Raw genomic sequence first — 16,786 nt, 5'->3', positions numbered from 1 at the left:
CACGTGGCAGCGGCCAAGCCGGCGGGCAAGAGTGCAGGCGGAATAACCATGGGCAGCGGCTATGTGACGCCAGATGTACGTAAGCACGTGGCAGCGGCCAAGCCGGCGGGCAAGAGTGCAGGCGGAGTAACCATGGGCAGCGGCTATGTGACGCCAGACGTTCGCAAGCACGTGGCAGCGGCTGGTCGTAAGGCCTGACTGGCTCTGATGTAGTTTCATTGGCCTATGTCCGCCTGGGCGGACATAGGCCATTTATTTTGCTATCAGCGAGGTTGGCTGGCGATCAATGTCCCCTCCCGGTGCCTGATGCAGAACCATTTCAGACCGGCGTGGTTCGATTCAGCACGCGCCTTGCGAGTTGCGGAGCGGCTGAGCTGGTACCCACCAGTCGCACCATTGAACCACTGAGGCTTCCGGCTGCGAGCACTCCCCACAGTACAGAGTTCTCATCACTGAATGCCAGAGTTTCAGGTACCTTCCGAACATCACTGCGCTGGGGCAGTCTGCTGGCGTCTGGGTCGGGCTTTCGAGGGCTGTACCTGCTGGGCAGGTTTTCTTTGACGCCTTCCAGCATGAGCCCACCAACATCGACTGTCTGACGCCCAGTAGCCAGACTGTTGAAGGTGCCGCTGCGGCGAATGAGCGTTGGGTTGCCCGGTTGGTCGACAAAGCCGTCAATGTTCCCGCTGCTGTTGTAGTGTTGGTCGTTGAAATAGGACTGCCGCGCACCGGTGTGTGTGCCAATGGCGATGTCATCTCGCTCAATGTAGGCGTCGAGTACCAGTGGGTTGAGACCTTTGTTGACCACTTCGATGGTCCATTTGCCGGCAGGCGCAACACGCTCATGGGCGTGAAAACTGAAGGTGGGGCACAAGGCAAGCAGTGCGCAAGTACCGTTGCGGCCGAGCGCAGAACGCCGAGGGAAAATGACAGTGAGATAGGGCTCCTTCGCATTGGGCCAACTCCCTCCGCTGCCCAGTTTGAGTGGCGGAAGCGCTGTGGTACAGCCAGGTGGTGTCAGTTTCAGCTCCACGCTCTGAATGGCCTCTTGCGGGAGTTCCGGGTCGGCCAGCCATAGTTCGACGAAGCTGGGCGTGAGGTCATCTGGCTGCACATACCAGTCCAGAACGGCTGATTCTTGCGGAGGCAAGAACGCGTTGCCGTGCGTCTGCGCCTGGTAGCCATTGCCCGAAGGCACCACGATCTGAGTGATTTGTGAGCCACGCAATAGCGTTAACTGGTCCATCGCTGCTTCCAGAATGGAAGTTCCGTCGTGTGGGCCCGCCAAGGTCCCCCAGCTAAGGTTGACCACCAGTTGCGCTTCGTCGGTGCATCGCGTGAAGGTGTAGAGCAGGGCGTCCAGTATGCTGACGGTCATGGCCCCGCCCGAGGTGTCGAGCACGTTGGCCCAGTCCAGTTGCACAGCTACGATGTCCGCCTTGGCGGCCTGATCTCGTGGCTTGTTCCATGAGGGTGCTTCGCCAGCCCTGACCATTCTGTCGTTGAGCGCTTGCGGAGCCGCCGCGATGGCCGCAACGTGCGTACCATGGTTGATGGCATGTTTGAGATCCCACATCTGGAAATGCTCGTAGACTGCGGCTTCGTCGACCTGGGCTCCGGCAGTGAAGCTTCGCATCGCATCGTTGATGGCTTTTCCACTGAGTTCATGTCCATATGACAGGTCCCGTGGCGCTGGCCCGGCTCGCCTGGAATCGATTGGCCAGCGGTTTTTGGCACTGTCCCAGCTGTCGGATGGCCCGGTTCGTTCATCCTGGCGCCAGAAGTGCTTGATCCGTGACTTGCCGCTGGCGTCCCGAAATGCCTCGTGGGCGACCGCAAGTCCGCCGTCGATCACGCCCAGTACGGTGCCAGGCACCCTGCCGGCAATCCTGGGTGCCGTCGATCGTGGCGTCGCGGGGTCTTTGAGTGGACCAACCCTGTCTTCTACAGGAAGGCCCAATTCATATCGGGAGACCACGTCTGCCAGGCCCATGCCTTCGTTCAGCTTTCGGAAGAAGTCTGCTTTGACGCGTGCTGTGCAATAGCGGAGGCCTGGATAGCAAAGGTACACACGTGGAACCTGCAACCAGCGGGTGCTGGAAGCCCGAAGAAGGTCTCTGATGCCGGTGCCGGGCTGGGTTTCGATGATGACAGGCAGCCACTCGGGCGGCTTGTGACCAGGTAGCCGGAAATCGTGGAATTCATCGACCTCTGCCCAAATCAGATAGGGGTCAACACCGTCGATGGCGTGCCGCTTGGACCAATCAATTCCGGTCACAACGCCTTTGGGCAGGCTTGCCCATGTGGCGCGTGTCATTTCCACTCCTTGACGGCCTCACTCCACAGCCAGCCCAGATTGGCGGCTTTGGGCATTTCAACCTTGCTTCGAGACAGGCCGTACGCGCCTTTGTCCATTGGGTCATGCAGGTCAAAGTCTTTGGGCGTTCCGTCTGCTGATACGAACTTGTCGCTGTCGAAACTTCGTGGGTGGGTGTAGCCACCTTTTGCACGAGCGAGGAAATAGTCGCCAAGGCTGGTGCCTATAAGGCGTCCGACGGCGGAGTCGATGGGGTAGTGAACGCCGGCGACCGTCCGATTGATCGCGATGCGGGCGGCAAGACGCTGGAGTTGAACGTGGCTTTCTCTGCCATCGTGTTTGCGCCCCCGTGCTTCGTCCAACAGGGCTTCGAGTACTGTCGCTGCCACGAAAGCTTCTGTTGCGTGGCCGCTTGGCCAGCTACCGTGGCCTGGGGTTGGAATGATGGGCTGAATTTGAGGCGAGAACTCGACAGGTCGAACCACAGCAAACATGCTCTTGAATCGCATCTCGACCTGAACTGCCAGTGCGAGAGCCAGCTCGACAATTTGTGCTGTCTTCTTGTGCCGGTGCTCCAGCATACCCGTGATCTGGGCCCAAAACATCAGTGGTGGAGCCAGCTGATCGATGATTTCGGCGGCGCGATCGCTTCGCAAGTCGGCATAGGCTGCCACCAACTGTAGCTGGTGTTTCAACTGGTTCTTTGTGGGCCCCTTGAGGGTAAGCAACTTGTGGCGACGGATTCGACTGGCGTTGAGATCGGCAAATGCCATTTCGCCTTCGCGACTCTCTCCATCAGCAGTGATGGTCAGCCCTTCCATGAGCTCCTGAAGGCAGGCGGTCAATCGTGGGCCTTCCGCCCAAAGCGCGAGGTTGTCCGGGTTGGCAAAGGGGTGAAGCGGCGGGTTGAGCGTGGGGCCTTCGAATGGCCCCACGATGCCGGCGCGACTCGTGGCAAGGGCGACAGGGCCTACGCCGCCTTGCTGGCTGAACCCACCACTGAAACCTCCACTGAATCCACCACTGAATCCACCACTGAAACCACCACTGAAACCACCACTGAAACCACCACTCATTACGTTCTCCTCTTGAAAATTTTCTGTTTGATCAGCCGGCAGTAAGTCAATCAGTCAGGCAGGCCCAATGCCTTGAATACCCGAGAGCCAATTTGCTTGAGTGAGCTGTTTCCACCCACTGCCATGTATTTGCTCAGTGTGAGACCCGGCTGCAAGGTCTGAACGAGGCCAAATAGGCGCTTTGCTTCGTCGAGCTCTCCTCGTTCGAACTCGGCAATCATCTGGGTTCTGATGGTGGGCAGGTGATAGCGGTTGCGGCGCAAGGATTCCCGGCATAGCGTTGCCGTCGTGTTCCAATCCTTGAGCGCGCCGTAGCTGTTGGCCAGCATCATCTCGAAGTAGTAGCGCTGCGGGTCAAGCGGCGACAAGCTCAACGCAGTGGTGACTTGCTGGATGGCATCTTTGGGAGCTCCCCACATGCTGGACCATAAACCGCTGTAGAGCCAGGCCATCGGTTCGTTGGGATTGGCCTGGGTCGCCAGATCCAGCAGATGGCGAGCCTCGTCAACTTCTTTGCCCAGATGACACAAGGCATGCCCTTTCACAGCAATGGCCAGTGAGCAACCAGGATCCAGGTCCATGGATCGGTCGGCGATATCAATGGCTTTGCGAAATTCGCTGGCGGGGTCTTGTGTGCGCCCTTGCATCACTTGCAGAATATGCCACTTGGCTAGCCATGCCCAAGGCGTTGCGACACGCTGGTGGCGTTCAACGACGGCATCGAGGAGTTCCTTGCTGCGGTCGAGGTCGCGCTCAGTGGAGCGGTGCATGAGAGCAATGCCGCCCAGCAGCAATGCATTGCTGTCCAGCTGAGGAACGGGAAGAATCAGTGATCTTTGCAGTGTGGTGCTTAGGACAGCCTGCGCGCTGGCATTGGTCAGTGAGTTGATCAAATCGCTATCAGCCTGCAGCAAGTCGTCTATCGAACCGGCCATTCGTTCTGACCAAATCACTTCGCCCGCTCTGACATCAGTGAGCTCAGCTGTTAGAACGACCTTGTTTGAAATGACGGCATACGAGCCACTAAGAGCGTATTGGGCGTTGAGCCGTTCTTGCAGGGCGCTGCTTTCAACACTTCGGCCGCGAAGTGCGGTAGTCGTCAGACGCGATATCACCTTGAGTTGCTGGCTCTTGGAAAGCCGTGCGATGACGCCGTCGGCCACCAACTCACCGACGACCTTGTGTTCCGAGAGCGATGCACTTGCAGTGAATGGAATGACAGCGATGGTCGGCCTGAGATCTTGCTGAGGCGGGGGCATGGGGCGGCGAGCCGCTGGCTCCAGCTTCGCTTTGCTGGCAGACCAGACGCGCCATGTGCGCACTGGTTCGGGCCAATGTTTGAGATAACTCTCGCCCATGTCCTCAGTCTCGCCATCGAGCCCGTCGACGATGGCATCGCGGACGTTGGCGGTCACGACTGTCTCGCCGGGAGCTGCCAGTGTCGTCACCCTCGCGGCGAGATTCACGCCATGGCCGAACACGTCCTGCTCGTCAACGTAGAGGTGCGTGGCATTGAGCCCGGCCCGCAAATACATGCGGGAGGACGCGTCGAGCTTCTTGTTGAGAGGGGGAAAGTACTCGTGCAGCGTTAGTGCTGCCTTGACTGCTTCGGACGCCGAATCGAACTCGGCCAGGAAGCCGTCACCCAGACTTTTCACCATGCGCCCTTGCAGAGGAGGCAGGACTTCGTCGCGGGCATGGTGAAGAAAGGATCGCCAACGCTCGACAGTGCCGGCTTCGTCGCCTGCCATCAATCGAACCGATTCGACCAGATCCATCACCAAGACCACCTTCTCTTGCATTGCGTCGGCGGTCACCGGATTGGAATGAGTCTGGCCGTCGCGTGTAACAAAAGTCATGTTCCGCGATGACGAAACCATTGTCATACCTTTTATGGGGGAAGAGTTTCAGTTTCTCACACTTAGGTGTGTGCGACATCTCCCATTCAGGGAGGGTTTTCCCAACAAATATGGAAATTTCCATAAAAAAACCGGCCACGTGGGCCGGTCTTTTCGCAAGGCGGGCACTGCTTTGGTGCAGCGCCGGCGCCCATGACGAGAATCACTTGAGGTGATCGTTGATCATCTTGGTCATCTCGAACATGGATGCCTGTGCCTTCTTGAAGACTTCCTTCAGCTTGGCGTCGGCATTGATCATGCGCTTGTTCATTTCGTCTTGCAGCTTGTTCTTCTTGATGTAAGCCCAGACCTTCTTGGTGACTTCCGTGCGTGGCAGTGGGTTCTTGCCAACGATGGCAGCCAGTGCTTCGCTTGGGGTCATGGCCTTCATGAAGGCTGCGTTGGGTGTGCGCTTTTTGGCCGCAGCCTTTTTCTTGGCTGGCTTTTTGGCGGCAGCTTTCTTGGCAGGGGCCTTCTTCGCTGCGGCTTTCTTGGCCGGGGCTTTCTTGGCAGCGGCTTTCTTCGCTGGTGCCTTCTTCACTGCGGCTTTCTTGGCCGGAGCTTTCTTGGCGGCAGCTTTCTTTGCCGGGGCTTTCTTCACGACGGCTTTCTTAGCCGGAGCTTTCTTGGCTACAGCTTTCTTTGCTGGAGCCTTCTTCGCTGCAGCTTTCTTCGCTGCCGCTTTCTTTGCAGTTGCCATGGTTGGGGTTCCTTCTCTGTGTGGAATGTTTCGCCGACCAAGTCTCATGCTTTGTATGCCGGCATTTGGATGCTAATAGACTTATGTCCGCATTCCAATAAGGAAGACCAGCTTTTTTGCGGGTTTTCAGAGGGAAAACGCAGTTTTGTCGCCCGGAAAACAACACTCGGGACAGTGCTTGATGAAAGCGCTGTGTCAGGGGCGCAAATCAGGCTGATTGTTGGAGCCTTTGTTTAACGACTTTCTTGCAGTGAATTCGACCATGTCTCAGAACCAAAAACAGTTTGCCACTTGCGATTTTTGTGATGCCCACAAGGGCGATGGCAGCGGCGATTTTCGTGTGCTTCCTCCTGTGTTCAAGGACTTCGGTGCAGTGCGCAAGTTCGCCGGACCTGTGGTGACGGTGAAGTGCTTCGAGGACAACACACCGGTCAAGGCGATGGTGGAGAGCGAAGGGCAGGGACGCGTGCTGGTGGTCGATGGTGGCGGCTCATTGCGCCGTGCATTACTGGGTGGCAACCTGGGCGCAGCGGCGGCGCGCAACGGGTGGGCCGGCGTGGTGATTGACGGCTGCGTGCGTGATGTGGGCGAACTGATCGAGAGCGAGGTGGGCATTCGCGCACTGGCGTCCATGCCGTTGCCGACGGAGCGCAAGGTGGATGGGCTGCGCGATGTGGCCGTACAGATCCAGGGCGTGTGGGTGCGGCCGGGCGACTGGCTCTACGCCGATGAAGACGGCATTGTGGTGGCCAGCCGCGACCTGCTTGCCTGATCATGTGACATCGACACGAAGCAGAAATGACAACGGCCTGAGTCACCACTGGTGTGACGCAGGCCGTGTCAGTTTTGAGGGGCTTCTCAGGAGGTGAGCCCTTTGTAGAGCATGTAGCCGGCCAGGGCGTAGAGCGTGGTGGCGAAGACGCGTTTGAGGGAATCCACTGGCAGCGAGTGGGTGGCCTTGGCTCCCAGCGGTGCCATGATCACGCTGGCACTGGCGATGGCAACGAGTGCTGGAAGGAAGATATAGCCGAACGACCACGGCGGCAGGTTCTCGACTTGCTGGCCCGAGACGACATAGCCCACTGCGTTGGACAGCGCAATGGGAAAGCCCAGTGCTGCGCTGGTGGCCACCGCGTTGTGGATGCTGACATTGCACCAGGTCATGAAGGGCACGCTGACGAAGCCGCCGCCTGCACCCACCATGCCTGAGAGAAAACCAATGCCGGTGCCTGCGCCGAGCTGACCTGCAGTGCCCGGCAGCGTGCGCGAGGCCGACGGTTTCTTGTTGAACAGCATTTGCGTGGCAGAGAAGCCGACGAACACCGCAAACAGGATGGCCAGCGAGGTGCCCTTGATGACAGCGAAGGCGCCCAGGCTGGCGATGGCCGCGCCGATGACGATGCCGGGTGCCAGACGAACCACGATGTCCCAGCGCACGGCCCCGCGCTTGTGATGCGCTCTTACGCTGGAGATCGAGGTGAACACAATGGTGGCCATGGAGGTGGCAATCGCCATCTTCACCGCCAGACCAGGCTCCACACCCCGATGCGTGAGGATGGCCGTGATGAACGGCACCATGATCATCCCGCCCCCGATGCCCAGCAGGCCGGCGAGAAAACCAGTGAAAAGGCCGAGCACAGCCAGCTCAACAAACAGAAGCGGTTCGAGGGTCATTGGGAAGGAGAGAGGGAGAAGAAGAAAGAACGAGGAGGGCGGAAGCCCGAATGCCTGAAGCGTACCGCGTTTGGGGTGTGCTGTATGTCCTGCGCGCTCAAAGCCCTGGTAGTAGCGCCTGAGGCACGCGAGGCAAATGCCGATGGCACAGCCGATGAGCCGCAAAGATACCCGTCTACTTGGAAAAACGTTTGATAGCCAGTCGACCGCTACCAGGGCAGGCGAGGATCCGGCTCCGCCGGTCCAAGACTGCGTCCCCCCTCCAAGGCGAACGGCGCTTTGGCGCCCTTCGCCGCCAGAGAGGGGGGAAGGCGCGAAGCGCCGCAGGGGGGAGACCGAAATGAGGTGTCTGCGAGTGCCACCGGACCGTCATCCTGAACCGGGGGTTCAGGTGGGCTAGGTCAGCTGGGCTTCGGGTTCGTCTGACGCGAGACGATCGCGCCCGCCAAGCAATTTTCCAGGCCCGAGCTCAGTGAGCATTGGTTCAAGGAAATATAAAGCCCGGCATGCACTGCAGACCGGATCAATTCTACTCTTGTCGCGAGCTTGTCGAGGGAGAAATGACAAGCGGTCGAGCAGCGGAAGAGGGATGGCTCAGAGGAGTTGACCGTCGTTGCCGAGCGTGTTGTCCAGGCGGCGAATCAGGTCGTCGACGCGGGATTGTGCCTGTGGGTCGTCCCAGTCGGCAGAAGTGCTTCGGGCTGGATCTTCCAGCGGCGCAGATTCCGAGTTGCCGAACGAAGAGTTGGCAAACGATTGTGCGTGCATTTCTTCCGATTCTTTTTGAGAGAGCTCGAAGGCCAGATTGAGTGACGCGAGCACAGCGATGCGGTCACGGGCCTTGACCTTGCCGGCATCTCTGATGCGGCACATGGCGGTGTCAACGCGCTCAACGGCGTCGAGCAAGGCAGCTTCTCCACCGGGCGGGCAGGCGAGCAGGTAGCTCTGGCCCATGATCTGAACTTCCATCTGTTTCTTGGAGGACTTGTTCATTCATGCTCCTTGGGGCTCTCCAGTGCACCGTCGGCGCCGCTTTGCGGCAGGCGGTCGAGCAGGGCATCGATCCGGGCGCGCGCCGCGTTCAAGCGGGATTTGAGGGAGTCCCGCTCCGACTGCAGGGATTGCACTTGCTCCATGAGGAGGTTGTTGGTGCGCTGCAGCTCTTCGTGACGCAAGAGCAGCCGCTCTACGCGCTCGGTCAGTTGTTCGAGGTGCTTGGAATCGGCCATGGTGAGATCGGTTTGCCCCCCATTGTAGGCTTGGTGACAGCCGGCGGGCGGTAGAATGTATCTGTTGGTGCTCGCGGTGTGGTTCTCCCACCGCAGTTAAACGGGAAGCAGGAGGGATGTGCCACAGGCCAATCCTAACCTGCGCTGCCCCCGCAACGGTAAGCAGACAAGCGTCACGGCTGCCTCTTTCGTCCATGTGTGTCGCATGACACGAACGGACAAACAGTCAGTTGTAGCTTCGCCTCCAACCCTCGACCACTGGGATGCTCTGGTACCCGGGAAGGTCTTGGAGGTTGTTTCTGCCAGCCCGGATACCGGCCAGCAAGCAAGGTGAACTCGCCTTGGCGTCAGCTTTTCCAGAGCAGACGCCCTGGCCGTTCGTGTTCTGCCCATGGACCGTCGGGGAAGGCGGTATGGGCGCTGACCCATTTGAAGAATCACATGAAGGTACCTTTCTCGCACGCCGCGTTGTCCATGGCTGTGGCCGCCGCATTCTCGTCTCCGTTTGCCTTTGCGCAATCTCAAGCTGAAGCTCCCTCTGCCAATCAGGCGCGCGCGCCCGAGCTGGCGCCGGTTGTGGTCGCGGCAACGCGCTCCGAGGTGCCGATCACTGATGTGGTGGCCGATGTCACCCTGGTCGATCGCGCCGAGATTGAGCGCAGTGGCGCCACGACGCTGGCGGAAGTGCTGACCCGCTCGGGTGGCATCATGATGAACCACAACGGTGGGCCTACCGGCACCACCAGTGTGTACATGCGGGGCGCGGAAACCCGCTTCACTTCCGTGTTCATCGATGGTGTGCGGGTGGACTCCCAGTCCACCGGTGGTGCGCCCTGGGAAGCGGTGCCGCTGAGCGAAGTGGACCGCGTGGAAATCCTGCGTGGTCCGGCGGCTGCCATCTATGGCTCTGATGCCATGGCCGGTGTGGTGCAGATCTTCACCCGCGAAGGTGCTTCGGGCCTTCAAGCCAGCGCCCACGTGGGGCTGGCCACGCACAACACCCGCGAGGTGGGGGCTTCCCTCCGTGGCGGCAATGATTCCGTTCGCTATGCGGTGGGCCTCAATGCCGAGCGCAGTGATGGCTATGACATCAAGCTCGACAGCAACCCTGATGACGACGGCTACAAGCGCCAGTCGTTCTCTGGCCGTCTGGACTGGACGCTGAGCCCTGCCCATGTGCTGGGCGTCAATGCACTGGTGAGCCAGCTCGACAGCGACTATGACGGCTTCACCGACGGTCAGGACGATGTTGCTTCGCATGATCTGCAGACCGTGGGAGCCGACTGGAAGGCGACCTGGTCGGATACGTACAAGACCCGTGTGTCGGTGACGCAAGGCGTGGACAAGTACGAAACCGACCCTTCACCCTACAAGACCAAGACCGATATCACGAGCTATCTGCTGCGAAATGAGTGGGCCATGGGTGCTGCCACCCTGACGGCCGACCTGGAGCGTCGCGAAGACCGCCTGAACAATGCGTCCACCACACCTGAGTCCACCAAGCGTACCCAGAATGCGTTGGCCCTGGGCTACGGATTGCGCAGTGGCTTGCATACCCTGCAGCTCAATGTGCGCCACGACAACGACAGTGAGTTTGGTGGCCACAACACGGGTGCTGTGGCCTACGGCTACGACCTGGGCGCAGGCTGGCAAGCGACAGCATCGGTGGGTACGGCCTTCCGCGCGCCCACGTTGTTCCACCGCTTTAGCATCTACGGCTCGTCTGATCTGAAGGCCGAAGAAGCGCGCAACGTGGAAGCCGGCGTCCGGTTCCGGCAGGGTGCGAACCACTTCAAGGCCATTGCGTACCGCAACAAGGTCAAGAACCTGATCGACTACGTGGCAGGCCCTGGCGACTGCATCAATGGCAGCGGCGACTATGCAGGCTGCTACGCGAACGTCGGGCTGGCACGTTACACCGGTCTGTCGCTCGGTGGTGGTTCCCGCGTGGGCAATGTGGTCCTGGGCGCAACCCTGGACTTCATGAACCCGGAGAACCTGAACACGGGCATGCGTTTGCCGCGCCGCGCCAAGACGCAGGCGAACTTCAATGCATCGACCGATGTGGCGGGGTGGACGCTGGGCGGCGAGCTGGAGTATGTGGGCGACCGATATGACGACGCTGCCAACACGGTGAAGCTGCCTTCCTACCAGTTGTTGCACGTGAGCGTGAGCAAGCCGCTGGGCGACCAGTGGAAGCTGCGCGCCCGCATCAACAACCTGACTGACAAGTCCTACGAATCGGTGCGCGGCTACGTGACCGAGGGCCGCACGTTGTACGTGGGTCTGGTGTGGGAAATGCGTTGATCGCCGGTGATTGCCGATGATCGATTGAAGATGAACACAGGGCCTGACATGACAGCACCACGCCGTTGCCGTGCGCTTCTGATCGCTGCGCCGGCGTCCGGGCAGGGCAAGACCACGGTGACAGCGGCGATTGCCCGCCTGCACAGCCGGGCCGGGCGCAAGGTGCGGGTGTTCAAGTGCGGCCCTGACTTCATCGACCCACAATGGCTGTCGGTGGCCAGCGGACATCCGGTGCATAACGTCGATCTCTGGCTGTGCGGCGAAGACGATGCCCGTGCTCGCCTTTACGACGCTGCCGATGATGCGGACCTGATCCTCATTGAAGGGGTGATGGGTCTGTTTGATGGCAACCCCAGCGCTGCCGATCTGGCGGAGCGGTTCGGCATTCCCGTGCTGGCGGTGATTGATGCGTCGGCCATGGCGGGGACCTTTGGTGCGCTGGCCCATGGCTTGCAGCACTACCGGCCCAGTTTGCCTTGGGCAGGCGTGTTGGCCAACCGGGTGGCCAGTGCAGGCCACGGCGAGATGTTGGCCGAGGCACTGCCGAATGCCGCGGACTGGTGGGGGCGCATGCCTCGCGAAGCGGGCATCACACTTGGCGAGAGGCACTTGGGGCTGAAGCTCGCGCGCGAGCGGGCAGATGCTTTGGCAGTGATGGATGCGGCGGCCGACGCCTTGGCCGACACGGCTTTGGCGGACTGGGACGCAGCGCAGTGGTCTCGCTGCGAGGTGGCGCTTTCGCCAGCGGGTTTTCCCGCCATCGAACCGTTGCTGCAAGGCAAGACCATTGCGCTGGCAGAAGATGATGCGTTCTGCTTTGTGTATGAGTCGAACGTGCAAACGCTGCAAGCGCTGGGTGCGCAGGTGGTGCGCTTCTCGCCGTTGGCGAATGACGCTGTGCCCACCTGCGACGCCGTCTGGTTGCCTGGTGGCTATCCGGAGCTGCATGTGCAGGCGCTGCAATCGGCCACCCGAACCGCGCAAGGCGTGGCTTTGGCGCTGGAGCGGGGAACGCCGGTATGGGCCGAATGCGGCGGGTGGATGACGCTGTGCGAGCGCATCGTCCAGCAAGATGGCCAGAAGGTCGAAATGTGGGGGCTATTCCCGGGTGAAGCGGTGGTGCACCAGCGTCTGGCGGCCCTGGGTTCCCAAGGCTGGACCACCGCGTTGGGCATGTTGCGCGGCCACGCTTTCCATTACTCGACCATTGAAACCGCGCAGACCCCAATCGGGCAGACAACGAAACATCGGGGTGGGCGCGAGTCTGCAGGTGAGTCGATTTACCGCTTGGGCAGTTTGCAGGCCAGCTATTTCCACCCGTGGTTTGCGTCCAACCCGCAGGCAACGGCCGCGCTGTTTTTGCCGGAGGCCCAAGCGTGAGTGAGCTGACGGCCATGCGCAACTGGACACCCTCGGCCTGGCCGGAGGGGCCGCAACGAATTGTTTGCCTCACGGAGGAGACCACGGAGTGGCTGTACTTGCTCGGGCAAGAGCATCGCATCGTGGGCATCTCGGGCTACACGGTTCGCCCGCGCCGGGCACGGGACGAAAAGCCCAAGGTGAGTGCGTTCCTCAGCGCCAAGATCGACAAGATCCTGGCTTTGGAGCCGGACTGCGTGATCGGGTTTTCGGATTTGCAGGCAGACATCGCGGCCCAACTGATCAAGGCCGGCGTGCAAGTGGTGATATTCAACCAGCGCAGCGTGGACGATATCTGCCAAGTGTTGTTGCAAATCGCTGCGATGGTGGGGTGCGCACAGCAAGGCAAGGCATTGTTGGGCAGCATGCGCGAGCAATTGGCTGCGATGCGCGATGCGGCGGAGGCGTTGCTGGATGCCAAGGGGCTACCGGCGCCCGTGGTTTATTTTGAAGAATGGGACGAGCCTCCCATCAGCGCGATTCGCTGGGTGTCCGAGCTGATTGCGCTGGCCGGCGGGCGAGACTGCTTCGCTGAGTTGGGCGCCATGCCTTTGGGCAAGGACCGCATCATTGCGGACCCGATGGAGATCGTGCGCCGTCAGCCCGACATCGTGGTGGGCTCCTGGTGCGGCAAGAAATTTCGGCCCGAGAAGGTCGCGGCGCGCCCAGGCTGGGCAGATGTGCCCGCTGTTCGCAACGGGCACTTGTACGAGATCAAGTCGGCAGACATTCTGCAGCCGGGGCCTGCTGCATTGACCGACGGGGCGCGACAGTTGCACGAGATTGTCGTCAAATGGGCAGAGTCGACAAGCAGCACAAGGAGACAAGCATGAAGAACATGACAGGTGTTCAACTGGTTCTTGGCGGGCAGCGAAGTGGCAAGTCCCGGCAGGCGGAGTCTTTGGCTGAGCAGTGGCTGGAATCCAGCCAAGATGCCCGCGTGGTGTTTGTGGCCACGGCCATGGCGCACGACGACGAAATGCAACAGCGCATCGAGCGCCATCGGCAGGACAGGGCAGAGCGCATGCCGGGGGTTCACACGGTGGAAGAGCACATGGCTTTGTCGGGTGCGATCAGTGCGTACAGTGCGCCGTCCACGCTGATGGTGGTGGATTGCCTGACCTTGTGGTTGACCAACTGGCTGATGCCCGTGGCGCCCGCACAAGCTGATCCGGCCGCTTGGCAGAAGGAGAAACAAGCGTTTCTGCACGCGTTGTCGGAGTCGACCGGGCCGGTGGTGGTGGTGAGCAACGAGATTGGGCTGGGCGTGATCCCCATGGGGGAAGGCGTGCGCCAATATGTGGACGAGCTGGGCCAGCTGAACCAGGCTGTGGCCCGCAGGGCCAGGCAGGTGACGCTGATGGTGGCTGGCCTGCCCCTGCGTGTGACCGGGGATGACGCGTGAAGCAGAAGTTGCTCCGTTCCCTGCGGCCATTGGCATCGTTGGCACTGGCTGCGACCCTGCTGTGCCAAGCCGTTGTGGCGCAAGGCGCAAACGCCGATGCGCCGGTGGACGACCGTGGCGAAGCGCTTGTGCTCCCCAACGGCAAGGTGCCCAAGCGCATTGTCAGCTTGTTGCCGTCATTGGCCGAGACCATTTGCGCTTTGGGCGAATGCCAGCGACTGGTGGGCACCGACCGGTACACGAACTGGCCTGATGCTGTGAAGCCTTTGCCCAAGGTGGGGGGCGGTATCGACCCGAACATTGAAGCCATTGTTGCGCTCAGGCCGGACGTGGTGGTGGCCTCAGTCAAATCTCGCGGCCTTGAGCGTCTGGCCTCATTGGGCATTCCCGTGGTGGCGCTGGAGCCCAAAACCCACGCCGATGTGCAGAAGGTGATGTTCAAGCTGGCGTATTTGCTCCGCTTGCCAGACCCGCAGGCGGATGCCGCGAAGGTTTGGCAGCAGATTGACCAGGGCGTGACCGAGGCCACGTCTTCATTGCCACCGCCCGCTGCAGGCACAACGGTGTACTTCGAAGTCAACCGTGCGCCGTACGCTGCAGGTGAATCGTCTTTCATCGGCGAAACTTTGACGCGTCTGGGCGCGCGCAATGTGGTGCCTACCGCGCTGGGCCCGTTCCCCAAGCTCAACCCGGAGTTTGTCGTGCGCGCCGATCCGGACATCATCATGGTGGGCCGGCGCAATTTTGATGGCATGACGGCACGCCCGGGCTGGCAGCGCATGCGCGCAGTCAAGCAGGGCCGGATCTGCGTGTTGCCCGATGCCATGTCAGACACCGTGGTGCGTCCGGGCCCGCGAATGGCCGAGGGTGCGGAAGCGCTGGCTGATTGCATTCGCCGTTTTGCGCCTGCGCTGGTGCCAGCCTCGGCAGTGGAGTCGCAGCGATGAATGCCTGGGCCATGGCCACTTCGTCGATGAGCGCGCCAGTGGTGCGCCGCCGCGTATGGGGCCTGGGCCTGATGCTATTGGTGGTGTCTGGTGCGCTCGGTTTGCTGGGTCTGGCGGTGGGCAGCACCGGTATGGAGTCCTTGCTCAGCCTTTGGTCTGACGACTTGGCCTGGCAGATCGTGGTCGATATCCGTGCACCGCGCACTTTGGGCGCCTGGACGGCGGGCGCTTTGCTGGGCTTGGCGGGTGCTGTGGCGCAGGGCCTGTTTCGCAACCCCCTGGCTGACCCGTTCTTGCTGGGCAGCGCGTCGGGTGCGTCACTGGGCGTGGCTCTTGTGCTGGCATTTCTGGGCGTATCGCCATTTGCTGGCGAGTGGATGGTGCGCCTGGGCCTGACCGGGGCTGCTTTTGCCGGCGCTGTGGGTGCCGTGCTGCTCACGCTGGCGCTGGCCAAGGGCGTTCAGCACACCATGCGTTTGCTGCTGGCTGGCGTGGTGGTGAGCATGGTGTTGGGGGCACTGACGTCATTGTTGACTTTGCGCGTGCCGGAAATCCTTCCGGCCATGCAAGCGTTCATGCTGGGCTCGACCGGTTTTGTGGCCTGGAGTGCGTGGTGGCTGATGGCGGTGGCACTGGCCGTGGGGCTGGTGCTCGCCTGGGGCATGTCGCGCGTGCTCGATGGTTTGAGCCTGGGCGAGGCCACCGCGCAAAGCCTGGGCTTGCCGCTGGCGCCTTTGCGCGCCGCGCTGGTGGGCGTGCTTGCCATGGCCACAGGCACAGCCGTGGCCCAAACAGGGTTGATTGCCTTTGTCGGTCTGGCCGCGCCACATCTGGTTCGAGCGGTGGTGAAAACCACGCACGCGAGGCTGGTGGTGTTGTCGGCGGCCATGGGCGGCACTTTGCTGCTGGGGGCCGATGTGATGGCGCGGGGCGTGATGGCGCCGCAGGAGATTCCGGTGGGTGTGCTCACCGCCGTGCTCGGCGGCGGCTACCTGTTGTGGTTGATGCATAGGAGGCACGGGTGAGTGGCGATCACGCGCTTGAGGCGCGCAAGCTGTCCGTGACGCTGGGAGTCGGCCGCCATGCGCATCGTGTCCTCAAAGACGTCGATCTGAGCCTGGCCAGAGGACGCTGGACTTGCGTGGTTGGCCCCAACGGCGCGGGCAAGTCCACCTTGCTCAAAGCCTTGGCTGGCCTCCTGCCTGCCAGTGGTGATGTATGGCTGCAGGGCAAGCCGAGCCACGCCTACGGACACCGCGAGCGTGCACGCTTGATGGCCTGGCTCGCACAGGGCGGCGCCAGCGAAGCGGGGGCAGAAGATCTGAGCGCTTACGACGTGGTCATGTTGGGGCGCTTGCCGCATCAAGCCTGGCTCGCACCGCCTTCGGCCGAAGACCATGCGACCGTGCGGGCAGCCATGGAATCCACCAAGGCGTGGGCCTGGCGCGATCGTCCGTTGGGGCAGCTCTCGGGTGGCGAACGCCAACGCGTGCTGCTCGCCAGGGTGCTGGCGGTGGGCGCGCCCATCATGCTCATGGACGAACCTCTGGCCAACCTCGACCCGCCACAACAGGCGGACTGGGTACGGCTGGTGCGCCAACAGGTTGCCGCCGGCCACACCGTGGTGAGCGTGCTGCATGAGGTCAGCCTGGCCTTGCAAGCCGACGACCTCGTGGTCGTCAACAACGGCCAGGTGTTGCATGCCGGGCCAGCCAGTGAACCTGCTGCTCGAGCGGCCTTGATGTCGGTGTTTGAGCAAAGGCTGAACATCGTCGAGGTGGGCGGCCGGTGGGTAGCGCTACCGGATTGATCTC

16 protein-coding genes and 1 riboswitch are annotated in these 16,786 nt (G+C 61.4%); of the genes, 9 read left to right on the top strand and 7 right to left on the bottom strand.

What is annotated here, in order from left to right; translation table 11 throughout:
* A partial coding sequence (locus ABWV89_RS05720; protein ID WP_353395096.1) for a hypothetical protein occupies nucleotides 1-198 on the top strand: 198 nt, incomplete at its 5' end.
* Nucleotides 199-319: 121 nt separating this feature from the next.
* Here the strand turns inward: ABWV89_RS05720 and ABWV89_RS05715 are convergent.
* The 4 genes from ABWV89_RS05715 to ABWV89_RS05700 form a co-directional block, all read right to left on the bottom strand.
* A complete protein-coding gene (locus ABWV89_RS05715) occupies nucleotides 320-2,317 on the bottom strand; it encodes a S8 family serine peptidase (protein WP_353395095.1) in 1,998 nt (665 codons plus the stop codon).
* Entirely contained in the window at nucleotides 2,314-3,393 is a 1,080-nt protein-coding gene (locus ABWV89_RS05710; protein ID WP_353395094.1) for a phosphatase PAP2 family protein, read from the bottom strand. The genes ABWV89_RS05715 and ABWV89_RS05710 overlap by 4 nt, the downstream gene beginning before the upstream one ends.
* Before the next feature lie 50 nt (nucleotides 3,394-3,443).
* A complete protein-coding gene (locus ABWV89_RS05705) occupies nucleotides 3,444-5,252 on the bottom strand; it encodes an adenylate/guanylate cyclase domain-containing protein (RefSeq protein ID WP_353395093.1) in 1,809 nt (602 codons plus the stop codon).
* 202 nt (nucleotides 5,253-5,454) lie between these two features.
* Nucleotides 5,455-5,991, bottom strand: a complete 537-nt coding sequence (locus tag ABWV89_RS05700) for an SWIB/MDM2 domain-containing protein (protein ID WP_353395092.1) — start codon at nucleotides 5,989-5,991, stop codon at nucleotides 5,455-5,457.
* A 262-nt stretch (nucleotides 5,992-6,253) separates the two neighbouring features.
* Between ABWV89_RS05700 and rraA the strand changes: the two genes are divergently transcribed.
* Nucleotides 6,254-6,763, top strand: a complete 510-nt coding sequence (rraA, locus tag ABWV89_RS05695; protein WP_353395091.1) for a ribonuclease E activity regulator RraA — start codon at nucleotides 6,254-6,256, stop codon at nucleotides 6,761-6,763.
* A gap of 86 nt (nucleotides 6,764-6,849) precedes the next feature.
* Here the strand turns inward: rraA and ABWV89_RS05690 are convergent, their stop codons facing one another.
* The 3 genes from ABWV89_RS05690 to ABWV89_RS05680 all read right to left on the bottom strand — a co-directional run bounded on the left by ABWV89_RS05690 (nucleotide 6,850) and on the right by ABWV89_RS05680 (nucleotide 8,894).
* Complete coding sequence (locus tag ABWV89_RS05690) at nucleotides 6,850-7,665, bottom strand: sulfite exporter TauE/SafE family protein (protein ID WP_353395090.1); 816 nt, start codon at nucleotides 7,663-7,665, stop codon at nucleotides 6,850-6,852.
* A 594-nt stretch (nucleotides 7,666-8,259) separates the two neighbouring features.
* The gene (locus ABWV89_RS05685) at nucleotides 8,260-8,658 is read right to left on the bottom strand and encodes a cell division protein ZapA (protein WP_353395089.1); all 399 of its coding nucleotides are present in this window, start codon (nucleotides 8,656-8,658) and stop codon (nucleotides 8,260-8,262) included.
* Nucleotides 8,655-8,894 carry a coiled-coil domain-containing protein gene (locus ABWV89_RS05680; RefSeq protein ID WP_353395088.1) on the bottom strand — a complete coding sequence of 80 codons (240 nt, stop codon included), beginning with the start codon at nucleotides 8,892-8,894 and terminating at the stop codon, nucleotides 8,655-8,657. The genes ABWV89_RS05685 and ABWV89_RS05680 overlap by 4 nt, the downstream gene beginning before the upstream one ends.
* A 50-nt stretch (nucleotides 8,895-8,944) precedes the next feature.
* Nucleotides 8,945-9,231: riboswitch (cobalamin riboswitch) on the top strand.
* 104 nt (nucleotides 9,232-9,335) lie between these two features.
* Here ABWV89_RS05680 and ABWV89_RS05675 point away from each other — a divergent pair.
* The 7 genes from ABWV89_RS05675 to ABWV89_RS05645 are packed head-to-tail and all read left to right on the top strand — an operon-like array spanning nucleotide 9,336 to nucleotide 16,782.
* Nucleotides 9,336-11,201, top strand: coding sequence for a TonB-dependent receptor domain-containing protein (locus ABWV89_RS05675; RefSeq protein WP_353395087.1), 1,866 nt, complete (start codon nucleotides 9,336-9,338; stop codon nucleotides 11,199-11,201).
* A 48-nt stretch (nucleotides 11,202-11,249) separates the two neighbouring features.
* Entirely contained in the window at nucleotides 11,250-12,581 is a 1,332-nt protein-coding gene (locus ABWV89_RS05670) for a cobyrinic acid a,c-diamide synthase CobB (protein ID WP_353395086.1), read from the top strand.
* A 14-nt stretch (nucleotides 12,582-12,595) separates the two neighbouring features.
* On the top strand, nucleotides 12,596-13,453 hold the full coding sequence (locus ABWV89_RS05665) for a cobalamin-binding protein (protein WP_353395187.1): 858 nt from the start codon (nucleotides 12,596-12,598) through the stop codon (nucleotides 13,451-13,453).
* A 5-nt stretch (nucleotides 13,454-13,458) separates the two neighbouring features.
* Nucleotides 13,459-14,025 (top strand): bifunctional adenosylcobinamide kinase/adenosylcobinamide-phosphate guanylyltransferase, encoded by a 567-nt coding sequence (cobU, locus tag ABWV89_RS05660; protein WP_353395186.1) that lies wholly within the window; start codon nucleotides 13,459-13,461, stop codon nucleotides 14,023-14,025.
* Nucleotides 14,022-14,972: an ABC transporter substrate-binding protein gene (locus ABWV89_RS05655; protein WP_502903139.1), complete on the top strand. Its 951-nt coding sequence runs from the start codon at nucleotides 14,022-14,024 to the stop codon at nucleotides 14,970-14,972. The genes cobU and ABWV89_RS05655 overlap by 4 nt, the downstream gene beginning before the upstream one ends.
* Nucleotides 14,969-15,997, top strand: coding sequence for a FecCD family ABC transporter permease (locus ABWV89_RS05650; protein ID WP_502903138.1), 1,029 nt, complete (start codon nucleotides 14,969-14,971; stop codon nucleotides 15,995-15,997). The genes ABWV89_RS05655 and ABWV89_RS05650 overlap by 4 nt, the downstream gene beginning before the upstream one ends.
* Nucleotides 15,994-16,782 carry an ABC transporter ATP-binding protein gene (locus tag ABWV89_RS05645; RefSeq protein ID WP_353395085.1) on the top strand — a complete coding sequence of 263 codons (789 nt, stop codon included), beginning with the start codon at nucleotides 15,994-15,996 and terminating at the stop codon, nucleotides 16,780-16,782. The genes ABWV89_RS05650 and ABWV89_RS05645 overlap by 4 nt, the downstream gene beginning before the upstream one ends.
* The last annotated feature ends 4 nt before the right edge of the window (nucleotides 16,783-16,786 follow it).

It is taken from the genome of Hydrogenophaga sp. 5NK40-0174 (genome assembly GCF_040372165.1).
In the GTDB taxonomy this organism is placed as follows: domain Bacteria; phylum Pseudomonadota; class Gammaproteobacteria; order Burkholderiales; family Burkholderiaceae_C; genus Hydrogenophaga.
Note: the sequence above shows the minus strand (reverse complement) of the source record. Positions and strands in the feature narration are given on the sequence as shown.